This is a genomic window from Amycolatopsis coloradensis (assembly GCF_001953865.1).
GTDB lineage: Bacteria > Actinomycetota > Actinomycetes > Mycobacteriales > Pseudonocardiaceae > Amycolatopsis > Amycolatopsis coloradensis.
The window spans coordinates 348,854-360,943 of record NZ_MQUQ01000004.1; the positions used below are offsets into that span (position 1 = coordinate 348,854).

13 protein-coding genes are annotated in these 12,090 nt (G+C 67.1%); 1 reads left to right on the forward strand and 12 read right to left on the reverse strand.

The features are described 5' to 3' along the window. Positions 1-40: 40 nt before the first annotated feature. From BS329_RS08730 to BS329_RS08785, 12 genes are all read right to left on the reverse strand, one after another. Entirely contained in the window at positions 41-535 is a 495-nt protein-coding gene (locus tag BS329_RS08730) for a quercetin 2,3-dioxygenase (RefSeq protein WP_076157752.1), read from the reverse strand. Further along, entirely contained in the window at positions 532-1,092 is a 561-nt protein-coding gene (locus BS329_RS08735) for a VOC family protein (RefSeq protein WP_076157755.1), read from the reverse strand. Before BS329_RS08735 ends, BS329_RS08730 begins: the two co-directional genes overlap by 4 nt. Next, entirely contained in the window at positions 1,089-2,612 is a 1,524-nt protein-coding gene (locus BS329_RS08740) for an iron-containing alcohol dehydrogenase (RefSeq protein WP_076157757.1), read from the reverse strand. Before BS329_RS08740 ends, BS329_RS08735 begins: the two co-directional genes overlap by 4 nt. After that, positions 2,609-3,844, reverse strand: a complete 1,236-nt coding sequence (locus tag BS329_RS08745) for a DegT/DnrJ/EryC1/StrS family aminotransferase (protein WP_076157760.1) — start codon at positions 3,842-3,844, stop codon at positions 2,609-2,611. The genes BS329_RS08740 and BS329_RS08745 overlap by 4 nt, the downstream gene beginning before the upstream one ends. Continuing rightward, positions 3,813-5,330, reverse strand: coding sequence for a GMC oxidoreductase (locus BS329_RS08750; RefSeq protein WP_076157763.1), 1,518 nt, complete (start codon positions 5,328-5,330; stop codon positions 3,813-3,815). Before BS329_RS08750 ends, BS329_RS08745 begins: the two co-directional genes overlap by 32 nt. Before the next feature lie 19 nt (positions 5,331-5,349). Then, complete coding sequence (locus tag BS329_RS08755; RefSeq protein WP_076157765.1) at positions 5,350-5,736, reverse strand: cupin domain-containing protein; 387 nt, start codon at positions 5,734-5,736, stop codon at positions 5,350-5,352. Next, complete coding sequence (locus tag BS329_RS08760; RefSeq protein WP_076157768.1) at positions 5,733-6,452, reverse strand: cupin domain-containing protein; 720 nt, start codon at positions 6,450-6,452, stop codon at positions 5,733-5,735. The genes BS329_RS08755 and BS329_RS08760 overlap by 4 nt, the downstream gene beginning before the upstream one ends. Continuing rightward, positions 6,445-6,771, reverse strand: coding sequence for a cupin domain-containing protein (locus BS329_RS08765; RefSeq protein WP_244197071.1), 327 nt, complete (start codon positions 6,769-6,771; stop codon positions 6,445-6,447). Before BS329_RS08765 ends, BS329_RS08760 begins: the two co-directional genes overlap by 8 nt. 71 nt (positions 6,772-6,842) lie before the next feature. Next, positions 6,843-7,169, reverse strand: a complete 327-nt coding sequence (locus BS329_RS08770) for a hypothetical protein (protein WP_076157773.1) — start codon at positions 7,167-7,169, stop codon at positions 6,843-6,845. Then, entirely contained in the window at positions 7,166-7,582 is a 417-nt protein-coding gene (locus tag BS329_RS08775) for a cupin domain-containing protein (RefSeq protein WP_076157776.1), read from the reverse strand. The genes BS329_RS08770 and BS329_RS08775 overlap by 4 nt, the downstream gene beginning before the upstream one ends. A 514-nt stretch (positions 7,583-8,096) precedes the next feature. Further along, the gene (locus tag BS329_RS08780) at positions 8,097-8,726 is read right to left on the reverse strand and encodes an LmbU family transcriptional regulator (RefSeq protein WP_208619178.1); all 630 of its coding nucleotides are present in this window, start codon (positions 8,724-8,726) and stop codon (positions 8,097-8,099) included. Positions 8,727-9,287: 561 nt separating this feature from the next. Beyond that, positions 9,288-10,067 (reverse strand): SDR family NAD(P)-dependent oxidoreductase, encoded by a 780-nt coding sequence (locus tag BS329_RS08785; protein ID WP_076157779.1) that lies wholly within the window; start codon positions 10,065-10,067, stop codon positions 9,288-9,290. 645 nt (positions 10,068-10,712) lie between these two features. Here BS329_RS08785 and BS329_RS08790 point away from each other — a divergent pair. Then, on the forward strand, positions 10,713-12,089 hold the full coding sequence (locus tag BS329_RS08790) for an MFS transporter (RefSeq protein ID WP_076157782.1): 1,377 nt from the start codon (positions 10,713-10,715) through the stop codon (positions 12,087-12,089). The last annotated feature ends 1 nt before the right edge of the window (position 12,090 follow it).

Consider the following 12,090-nt stretch of genomic DNA (forward strand, 5'->3'; position numbering starts at 1 on the left):
ACTTCCTTTGTTCGCCGGAAAAGTGATCGTGAGGATGCTCCTATTTGGTCTTCGGCCCCTCCCACCCGAAACGCGGGGCGATCGCCACCGCCCGTTCGAACTGCTCGGGACCCCACTGCGGAATCGGCTGGTTCGGCACGGCCGGTTCACCCGACTCCAGGAAGAACTTCTCGAATCCGGAAGGGGTGTAAGCGAAGATCGTGTGAGCGACGTGCACGCCGACGTTCTTGAAACAGTGCGGAGTGCCGTGGGGGACGAAGACGTAATCCCCCGCCTTGCCGATGAACTTCTCGTCGTCGACCTGGAATTCCAGCTGGCCGGACAGAACGTAGAACGCCTCGTCCGACTCGGTGTGCACATGCAGTGGCGGGCCGTTTCCCGGTGGGATCGAGGATTCCAGGACCGACAGCCTCCCGTTGGTCGCTTCGCCGCTGACCTTGACGGTGTAGACGTTGCCGTCGAACCAGATCGTCTCCCCCTCCCCCGCCGGGACGAGCGTCTGCTGCACGGGGGAATCGTTCACTCGCTCGCTCATGACACTCCTCGGTAGGAGGACCAGGGCACTTCCGGCGGATACAGCCGCACATCCGTCTGCCGCTCGTACGGCGTCCCCACGGGAAGGTTGATCAATTCCATCTGCATCCCCCACGGCGTCACGAAGTACACCCAGCGGTCGCCTGCGATCGGGCCGTCGGTGATGGTCTCCGGGTCGCCGAGAACCCGGACGCCCGGCTGGGCACGCAAATACGCCGCGGCGGCGTCGACGTCCGTGACGTGGATGGCCAGATGGTGGCCACCCCAGTCACTGTTGCGGGGAAGCTGCCTCCGCTGGTCCGGTGCGGTGTACTCGAAAAGCTCCAGGTTGGTCACCGGTCCCAGCCGCAACATCGCGACCCTCGCGGTGGCCCTGGCGTCCACGGCGAGCTTCCGGGTCATCCAGTCACCCTCGCTGTCCTTCACCGGCCCCTGGATGTAAGCCAGCTCCGCGCCGATGACCTTGGTGAAGAACTCGACGGCCTGGTCAAGGTCGGGCACCGTGTAGGCGACGTGGTGCACGCCGGTCGCCCCGGGGATGCCATGCCGCGCGGTCACGCGACACCTCCCCTCGCCGGGGTGCCGGACACCTCGATCACCAGCCAGCTCAGGTCTTCCGTGCCCGGATTCACGAACCGGTGCCCGGCTCCGGCCCGGGTGGCGACCAGGTAGCCGGGGCGCATCCCGTGCGAGATGCCGTCGACGTGCAGTTCGCCCGCGCCGGCGAGAACGAAGCAGAACCTGTCCGTACCGGTCTGCGTGTCCTCTTCCCGGCTGGCGCCGGGTGCCAGCGACGACCAGGTGATGACCTCCCAGGTGCGGCTCATCCCGTCCTGGCGGATCACCCGGTTCCCCTCGGCCTCGGACCCGTCGTTGACGTCGGTGATGACCAGGTCCTCGTCCAGTTCGCGCAGGATCCCGGCCGCGCGGCCGAGTTCGGCGACGGTGAGGTCGTGGAGGAAGCAGGCACCACCGATGCCCACCGGGATCGGCATCCGTTGCAACCCGTCGCGGTGCCGCGTGGTTTCCCGCAACGCCGGTTCCAGCAGCCCGGGTTCCAGCAACGGATGCCAGACGGGCAAGCGCAGCCTGCGCATCAGGCCGATGATCCGTTCACGGTCCGATGTGGACACCAGGCCGCGTCCCTCGGCCAGCACCGTGGTGAGTGCCATGTCGACGGTGACGGCCTCACCGTGCAGAAGGGCGGGAAGGGCCCGCATCTCCAGCGTGGGGCTGAACGAGTGGCCGTAGTCCACCAGCCGCTCCAGCTGCTTCTCCCACAGGTTCGGCTCCAGCTCCTCCAGCATGCCGCCCACCGCGCGGCTGAAGACCTCCCTCGCCACGGCGTCGCCGGTCTGGGTCTGGCCGGTGAGCCGTTCGGCGAGCAGGAGCTCGGCGTGGTCCTCCAGCAGCCGGAACAACGTCGCGTCCTTGATCAGCGCGATCTTGAGAATCTCCGCGAGGCCGTTGCTGACGTGCCTGTCTTCCAGCGTGGCGAGGAAGCCGCGGTCCAGCAACGCGACGGTCGGCGCGAAGTAAGTGCCGATCCGGTTCTTGTGGTCGCCGAAGTTCACCCCGGTCTTGATGCCGACCCCGGCGTCGACCAGCCCGATGAGGGAGGTGGGGACCCGGACGTAAGGCGTGCTGCGCCGGTACATGCTGGCGGCCAGCCCCACGATGTCCAGCAGGACTCCGCCACCGATGGCGATGATCGGCTCGTGCCTGCGGGAAATGCCGAACGAGTCGAGTCCCTTCACCACGGTGAGCACCGACTCCATCGTCTTGGCCTCCTCCGAGGCAGGCAGGACGCAGAGGAGGTACTCACAGTCGTGGTGCTCCAAGTACTTGCGGAGGGCGTCGCCGTACAGTTCGTGCACGGTCGCGTCGATCACGATGAATCGGCGGATCCGTTCGGTGCGGATGGTGGTTCCCGCCTCCACCAACGCCGGGTTGGCCGGATCGAGCACGCCGTCCGTCATGAGGACCTCGTAGTCGATGGACTGTTCGGCCTTGACTCTCCACCGCCTGGCCGGGGCGGGTGCTTCGGTCAGCGAGGATTCGCCCGCGTGTGTGCTCATTTCGTCGCGGCCACTTCGTTGACGGCCGACCGCACGGCACCGGCCACGGTCGCGATCTCGTCGGCGGGCGAGAACGGCTTGATGCCGAATCCGGAACCGATATAGGCGTCGTCGACCCCGACCGACACCGCGATCGACCGGCCGAGGATGTCGTCGGTCCGGGGAAGCATGTTCGGCTCGTACCGGCGATCGGTGGGATGGGCGGAACACGCGAAAGGGTGGTCCGACGCGGTGGGCGTCCGGCGCGCGAGCAACTGGGGCATGTTCCCGTAGTAGTGGCGGCCGGAGTCGATGAGCGTGGACGTGCCGAGCAGGCCCGCCACCGCACGCGCCGACTCGACGGACTCGAACTGCAGGACCAGGAAGGAGAAACATTCCCCGTCCGGATCGTTGACGCGCCGGCGTGTCACACCCGGCAGGTCGCCGATCGCCTCCACGAGCGCCGTCTTCTGCTTGCGCAGCGTCCCCAGGATGTCGTCGATCTTGCGGAGCTGGCCGAGTGCCACGGCGCCGCTGAGTTCGTGCATCCGCAGGTTCATCCCGAACAGCGAGTCGGCGTCGGCGATACCTTGACGCAGTGGCTTGAACCCGTGGTCGTGGAAAGCGAACGCGCGTTCGTACGCCTTGTCGTCCGCGATCGTGAGCAGACCGCCGTCGCCACTGGTGATGATCTTGAACAGGTTGAGCGAGAAAGCCCCCGCGTCCCCGATGGTGCCCAGCGCGCGGTTCCGGTACTGGCCGCCAGTGGCCTGTGCGGCGTCCTCGATCAGGAAGAGGCCGTGGTCGTCGGCGATCCGCCGCAGTTCGTCCATCGCGGCCGGAGCGCCGAGCATGTGCACCGCGACGATGGCCTTCGTCGCCGGGGTGATCCGGCGCTTCACGTCCTCCGGGTCGAGCGTGAGGGACTCGTCGATTTCGGCGAGGACGGGGACGGCGCCCCGGTGCACGATCGCGGCGATCGAGGCGATGAAGGTGTAGCCGGGGACGATCACCTCGTCACCGGGACCGACGCCGAGTGCCACCAGCGCGGTGAGCAACGCGGACGTGCAACTGTTGACAGCGAGGCAGTGAGGCGTGCCCGTGCGCTGCTCGAACTCCCGCTCCAGGGTGTAGACCATGGACGGTTCGGCCGCTTCGTCGAATCGGTAGCGGTTCAGCTGCCAGGTGTCCAGCGCCCGATTGACCAGCGCTTTCTCTTCGTCACCGAGGAACAAGTATCCCGGGCCGCTCATGCGCGCGCCTTTCTGCTGAAGGTTGGTTTCCGGACCGGAGAATTCCGTGCGCTGCCCGCAGCGCCATCGCCACGCTGGTCAACGTCGGGTTGCTCGCGGTGCCCGTCGGGATGAGGCCGTTCCCGCCGAGATAGAGGTTCTCGACCCCCCAGAGCCTGGAATCGGGATCGACGACGCTGGTGTCCGGGTCGGCTCCCATCCGGACGGTCCCCGCGATGTGCAACGGCAGGGTGGGAAGGATGAAGCGTGGCTCGGAGCCGGGCAGGTACGGCCCGAGCGCGGCGGCGGCCCGGCGCAGATCCGCCATCATCCGGTGCTGCCGCGCGCGGTCGTCCTCGCTGAGCGAGAACTCGAACCCCACCTCCGGCATGCCCCAGGCGTCCTTCGCGGTGTCGGAGAACCGCATCCGGTTCTCCCGCCTCGGATCGGCGAGCCCGAACCAACGCAGGTCGACCACCAGCCTGCTGTCGACCTCCGGATCCGTGACCATGTCGTCGTAGGGCAGGTCGCGGTGGATCTGGCAGTGCCACGGGCGATCCCCCGAGACCGGGATCCACACGTTCGGGTCCAGGTCGTCCGGCGGGATCGGCGTCGCGGCGCGCTTCACCAGATCGTCGCCGAGCAGGACCTGGCAGAAGGCGACCGGCTGCTCGGTGAGGTAGCGGCCGAGCGACGGCGGGCGGATGCCGGAGGCGTGGAGCAACTGCGGGGTGAGCACGGCCCCGCAGGCGACGACATACGTACTCGCCTCGACTTCGAGAGTCCGCCAGTCGACGTGGTCGACGATCTCGGCGTACTCGATCCGCGAGCCGTCCGCCGCCGGGACGAGCCGGGTGCACTGGTGCTGTTCGTGCAGGCGGAATCCGTCGGTTCCGCCGTCGGCGAGCGGGCCGAGGATGGTGTCCACCCCGGTCCAGCGCACCAGCCGGGGGTTGTCCGTGCGGCGCTGCGCGGCCATCGGGAGAGGCTGGACGCCGTACGGGCCGGGCAGTTCCGCGTACTCGGCGGCGAGCGCGTCCAGTACGAGCCGATGGGAGATCGCGTCCTCGGTGAGGTCGGTGCGCGTGTTGAGCAGCGCCTCGGCGTCGCCGTAGAGCGTGTCCCATTCGGCGGCCGGGATGGCGTCCGAGCGCTCGACGTCCGGGTGGTGCCGGGGGGTCACTCCCGTCCAGTGCGTGGCCATGCCGCCCACCGCGTAGGTGGCGACGCCCGCTTCCAAGCTGATCAGCTGGTCGGACAGGTCCGCGGTGGAAGCGGGACGCGACAACGGGTGCAGATGGCCGCGGATCAGCGTGCCGAACCGTTCGTGGCTGTGCTGGTAGGCGAGCTGGTTCTTCAGGTGCTCGCCAGGGCGGCTGGACAGCTGTGGCCCGGCGTCGACCATCATGACGTCGCGGCCGCCGTCGACGAGTGTGCGTGCGAACGTGGCACCCACCGGGCCGGAACCCACGACGAGGACGTCGACCTCGATGCGTTGGTGGTTCACCTGTTCCTCCTTTCTCCGGTCAGTCGGAAGGTGTGCGGGGCGGGAGCCGTTTGCTCACGGAAGCGGGCATCAGGGCCAGGACCAGCAGTTCCAGCGGGGCACCCTCGGGAGCGCGCCACCGGCCACCCGCCCCATGGGAGAGGAGAACCAGACTGCCTTCGTGGACGGGCAGCGGATCTTTCCCGTCCTCGAGGAATTCGCCGTCGCCCCGCAGGACGAACCACGCTTCCTCGATGTCGCCACGGCCGCGTTCGTCGAGGACGGACCCGGGGGCGAGCCGGACGTAGTCGAAGGATTCGCACTCGCTGAACAACATCCCCCGGCGTCCGAGACACCGCCACGAGGCGTTGCCGGAAAGGTCGTCGAAGGTCTGGGTGAGGCCGTCATGCGTGCTGGAGACGATCATTTCGCACCACCCGCGCCCGCTGGGACGGCAAGGCTCACCACGAAGAACTCCAGTCCGTCCTGGCCGCCCTCGATCGTGACCGCACCGAGGAAAGGCACCCCCACCGACACTCCCTCACGTAGCGGAACGGTGGTGGACCTCGTCTTCGCGGTCCCGGTCCCGGCCAGCGTGTACAGCACGTGCTCCTGCTCGTCGGCCACCAAGGATTCGGTCCCGGCCGGCTCGAGGCGCACCAGCCGAGCCCTGCGCAACGGCCCGGCGAGATAGTCCAGTGCGTCGACGTCGCGGGCCTCGCGGAGGTCGATCACCTCGGCGCGGACACCGTCGGCGTCCCGATGCGGTACGCCCTCGGCCATTCCAGGCCCGGACACCTCGATGACCAGCCAGACCAGGTCGTCGGCGCCGGTGTTGCGGATGCCGTGCCGGGTGCCGAGGCAGGTCGTGATCAGGTCACCGGCGGCGACCTCGTGGTCCGTGCCGTTGATCGTCATGACCCCTGAGCCGGCCACGACGTAATCGAACTGCTCGGTCCTGCTGTGCAGGTGCACGCCGCTGGCCGCGCCCGGCGGCAGTGTGGAGCGTTCCACCGCCTCCCACGGCCCGAACAGGTTGTTCCGCCTGGCGAGGCACTTCCACCGGGCGACCCGTTCGCCGCCGTGCATCTCGTAGACCTCGGACGGTTCGTCCAGGGTGGTGACCACCAGCCGGTCACTCATGCCCGGCTCCGGCCAGCAGCCACGGTGCCGTCGGGATCCGGGCGGGCAGCCGGTCGGTCACCGCGGCGGGCAGCAACGCGAACGAGAGCAGTTCGAGCGGACCGGTGGAATCGTTGCGCACCGACCCTCCGGTCCCGTCGGACGAGAACAGCAGATCCCCGGTTCGCAGAGGATAGGACCGGTCCGCGGCGTCGACGAACCGTCCCTGTCCACTGAGGACGAACCAGATCGCCTCGACGCCCGCACGGCCCCGCCCGTCCCGTACGGTGCCCGGCGGCAACCGGAGGTAGTCGATGGCCTCGCATTCGCTGTGCAGCATGCCGCGACGTGCCAGACAGCGCCAGGCACTGTCATCCGTTGCCGAGCTCAGACCTTCGGCATGGGTGACGATCACTGAGCCGCCCCGGCGGCCTGCGGGGTGGCGAGGCTGGCGATGAACAGCTCGAGCCCTTCGCCACCCGCTTCGACGGTGACCTTGCTGCCCAGCGGCAGGGTGAGTGCCACCCCGGAGCGCAGCGGGACGGTCGCCGATCCGGAGATCGCGTGCCCGTCACCCCGCACGGTGAACAGGGTGTGTTCCTGGTCCTCGGCGATCAGCGTCTCCTGCTGGCCGGGTCGGAGCTGCGGCAGGCGGATGCGCCCGAGCGGGCCGCTGAGAAAGTTCCCGGCGTCGATTTCCCGCACTTCACGAAGATTGATCACTACGGCGTTGCTCATCGTTGTCCCCCATTTTCGATTTGTTTCTGATGAGTGGAATAGACGGCCGCCATCGGCGGTCCGACCACTTCGATGACCAGCCATTCCAACCGGTCATCGCCCGCGTTCCGCAGGCCGTGCCGGGTACCGAGGCCGTTCAGGATCAGGTCACCACCCTTGACCGGGTGTTCGTGACCGTCGAGGAGCATGACCCCGGTACCGGAGATGATGAAGTACAGCTCCTCGGTGCGGGTGTGGACATGCGCGCCACTGATCCCGCCGGGAGGAAGCGCTGCCCACTCGATCGCCTCCCACGCCCCGAACAGGTTGTCTCGCCGGGCGAAGCATTTCCACTCGGACGCACCGTCCGTGCCGTGAACGCCGTAGACGACCGACGTCTCGTCGGTATTCGCGATCACCACGTGTTCGGCCATACCTCTCCTTCGAATCCGCGAGCTGTCGAAGTGCACGAGCCGGCCACCCGGTATTCGGAGCGGACACCGTGGCTCGACGAAACGATGATGAAACCCCAGTTTGATCAGCAGGCAAGACACGATGGAATGCCAGTGCCCCGAGACTAGGACAACAGTTTGCGAATGTCCATCAGAGCCGACCGGAAACCACTTTATGACGCCTGTGAACGATCACTCGGACGACGACGCGGTGACGGTTCGCGGTCACGGGGTTGACAATGCAGGAACGGGGAAAGCCGGCGGCTATTGTTTTTCCGCTCGCCAGTGTCGCGTGCCGTTTCGCTTCTTTCCCCAGAAGGCGATCTCACGTGATCAGACGGCGGTTACGCGTGATTGAACGGCGATCATGCGTGATGGGACGGCGATCATGGCCGGATGATCGACTTTCGCGGAAAGCTTGCCAGGACGGCGCCCGCCCGATTCACTCGAAGGCCGACACTGTCCCGCCGGCGGGACAGCCATGGTCGTGCGCGCCCTACTGCGATTCCGTGTTCAGCACGTCCTCGGCGGCGCGATCCAGGGCGAGTACCATCCAGTTCTCCAGATGGTTGTCCATCCGCTGCGCGGCCGCACGCCAGCGTTCGACGCGTTCGCGCGCCACGGAAACGCGTGGTATCAACAACGTCGAGGTCGCGTCGGTCTGCTTGTCCTGCCGCTGGCCGCGCAACTGACGCCGAAGTTCGTTGCGTGACCAACGCCCGGTTTCGGCGAGATCCAGCCACTTGTCCTGGCACTCGACGTCCAGGGCGGCGACTTCGGCGTGATGCTGGAAGCTCAACGGTTCACGGCGCCGCTCCAACGGGAAGCGCCGGGCGACCCAGGCGTAGTTCCGCAACGTCTGGTAGTCGAGACCGGCGGTCTCGACAGCCCGGACGTAGCGGTCCGGGTAGTTCTCCTGACCGCAGACCAGCCAATCGCCGAGGCACCAGGCCGATGAGCTGACGATGTCCGACAGTTGTGTCCCGGCGCGTTCCCAGCAGCCATAAGTGAGGTTCACCGGAAAATGCAGTCCGAGGCGGGAGATCAATATCCGGTCGCTGCGGACCTGCGAACTTTTCGGCGATGACGCTGGCCGCAGGATACTTCTTCCAGCTCGCGGCGGCACATTTCCCCCCGGACGTGCTCAGAATTGGTCAGCCGGTAAACTTGTGGTGAAATCCCCAAATCCTGGTTGCCGATCAAGCGGCCTACGCGTCAGGAACCAGCCATAATTAAAGTCGTCACACACCGAAGATATGTGCTCCGACTTTGACGCATGGCAGATTACCTCCCCAGTCCACGCATATCACCGACTCTACCACAGCTGCCGAGGAGAATCGGCCGCACGTCGCGACGGGGGAATCCGGCGACGGCTGAATCCTCACTTCGGCGACCGCTTGCCTGCTTCTTCCGTCGACGCCTGGGCACCAAGCCCCTGATTCGCCGTCGCGAGTGCCGTCGGCCACTCTTCGGTCACTTATCGGCCGAATGACCAGATTCCGGGACAGAGAAACGTCGGCAGAAAGACATTGCCGGGATTTCCCGGTCCGAAAGTGGGAACCGGCGATCCGGCGTTGACAATTCCCGGTCCGCGTGCCGAGGACAAGGCCGGCCTTACCGCCATCCGTCCTGACGGCGACAGGGCGGCGGGAACACGGCCAGCCGTGTTCCCGCCGCCCTCGCTTGATCAGAGCTGCTTCAGCATTCCGCCGTCGAGGATCAGGTCCGAGCCGTTCATGTTGGGCACCCGGCCGGAAGCCAGCAGCGCCACCAGCACGGCCATCTCCGCCGGTTCGGTGAACTGCCCGGTGTTCATTCCGGTCATCGCGGGCACCTGCGCGAGGAACTCTTCGTGGTCGATCCCCGCGCTCTTGGCCAGTCCGGCCGCCATCCCGTCGGTCGCCGTCCAGACCGCGGTTCGCGTCGGCCCCGGTGAGATCGTGTTCACCCGGACGCCTGCCTCGCCCACTTCGTCCGCGAGCGACTTGCCGAAGCTGGCCAATGCGGCCTTGGCGGCGGAGTAGTCGATCAGCCGGGGCAGCGGCAGCCGGGAGTTGACCGAGCCGATGTTGATGACGGTCCCCCGGCGTTCGAGCAGGCTCGGCAGGGCCGCGCGGGTGGTGCGCACCGCGCTGAAGAAGTTCAGTTCGAAGGCGTACTGCCAGTCGTCGTCGCTGATCGCCTGAAATCCGTCGGTGCGAGCGGGCGAGGCGCCGACGTTGTTGACCAGGATGTCGATGCCACCCAGTTCGGCGAGCGCCCAGTCCACCAGTTCCGTCGCCTGCGCCGGGACGGTCAGGTCCACCTGCCGGGTCAACGATGTCGCTTCGAGCAAGGGTTCACTGGCCGTACGAGCACAGGCGGCGACCCGCACTCCCTCCGCGGCCAGCGCCTGAACGATCGCGAGGCCGATGCCTCTGCTGGCGCCGGTGACCAGCGCCGTCTTGCCGTCCAGTTTGAGTTCCATCCTGCTCCATTCCCTCGGATACGCCTGTAATCGGACACGATATGGTCGAAGCCTCGGTCGTGTCGACTCCTACTTCCTGTCAAGCGCACGAAAACAGGAGAACGGACGCGCCCCTTCGGCGCTTCCGTCATCTCCGATCTCCTGGTTTCGTGAACTGTGACAGCAGAGGTTTTCGAACGCCGAATCTTCGCGACCGGACACGGCACCTCGCCCCACGGTAAGCGCTCCACCGCCGCAGCTCGCCCCGGTCGCCGCGGACCCGACCCTCAGGTGAAAAATCGGCCCCGTGCAGCGGGTTGTCCGCGGCAACCGTACTCACCGGCGCGGGAGCCACGCCGAGCCGCCCCCTCGAACGTACGGAATTCACACCCAGGAGACCTGAATCCTGCTGAATTCCCACTCTGGCCGGAGGTGACGTGCAGATGACAGGGGCCGACCAGAGCTGCTAATCTCGAAAAAGGGGCGGTGTCATCTCCTGAATTTCCGACCGTATGACTATTCAGGGCAGTTTCGCGGCTGCCCATTATTCTTGCGCCGAGTACGAGGGGATCGCGCGCGCCGAAGCGGCGTCGACAGCGCGACAGTCATTGAGCCGCGGGCAGCGACGAATACCGCCGTTCGCAGCACTGGAGGGGTTACCAGGACATGAACCGTGTCGCAACGGTCGGCGTCTCGCTGACCGCGTTGTTCCTCATCCCCTTCACCTTCAGCGCGACGTCCGTGGCGCTCACCCGGATCACCGAGGATCTGCACACCACGTTCGCCGCCGCGCAATGGGTCGTCAACGGGTACAGCGCGACCCTCGCCGGCTTCATGCTGGTGACCGGCTCTCTCTCGGACCGGTACGGCCGCCGCAAGTTGTTCTTCGCGGGCGTCGCCTTGTTTTCGGTGTGCACGCTGGTGAGCGCGGTTGCCCCCGACATCGTGGTGCTCGACCTGGCCCGTGTCGTGGCCGGGATCGGCGCGGCTGCCATGGTGACCGGCGCCAGCGCGGTACTCGGACAGGCCTTCACCGGTGCGGAGCGGACGAAGATCTTCGGCCTGTTCGGCGCGACCCTCGGACTGGGTCTCGCGTTCGGGCTCACTCTGTCCGGGCTGCTGATCGAGTCGTTCGGCTGGCGCGGCGCGTTCTGGCTTCCCGGCGTGATCGGCCTGATCACGCTCGCGTTCTTCAGGTTCATCCCCGAATCGCGCAAGACCGCGACGGCTCGGATGGACTGGAAGGGCCCGGCGGCGTTCACCTTCGCGCTGATGCTGCTGATCCTGGTGCTCGTGGAGGGGCCGGAGCTGGGCTGGACGTCCCCGCTCGTGCTGATCGCGCTGGTCGGTTCGGTGGCCTTGTTCCTGCTGTTCGCCGGAATCGAACGGCGAGCCGCCGATCCCATGCTGGATCTGCGGCTGCTGACCTCTCCCAGATTCCTCGGGCTGTGCGCCGCCATCGTCGCCATCGTCGCGGTGTTCGCCTCGATGGTGGTGTATCTGCCGTCGTATTTCGTGGCGACGCAAGCCGTGTCGGTGGCTCAGGCGGGTGCTCTCGTCGTCATCCTGACCGGACCGATGCTGGTGGTGCCGATCCTGTGCGGGATGGCCACCCGCTGGGTGAACCCGTTGACCCAGGTGATCGTGTCCTTGGTGCTGATCAGCGCGGGCGCGGCCTGGTTCGCCGCCACCGACGGGTACGTGGGGCCACTGCTCCTGATGGGCGTCGGGATCGCCATCGCGTTCGGCCTGCTGGACGGCCTGGCGGTCGGCAGTGTGCCCGCCGAACAGGCGGGGATGGCCGCGGGCCTGTTCAACACCACCAAGCTGACCGGGGAGACCCTCGCCGTCACCGTGGTCGGTTCGATGCTGGCCGCCCGGACCTCCGGCGCCCTTGCCGGTGCGGAGTACCCGGCGGCCATGGACCTCGCGCTGTGGGTGCTCGGCGCACTGTGCCTTGGCGTGGCACTGCTGGTCGCGGTGCTGTTCCGGACTTCGGAACCGGAGCCGGAGACACGGAGGCGGCGGGCAGCGGTGTCCTGAC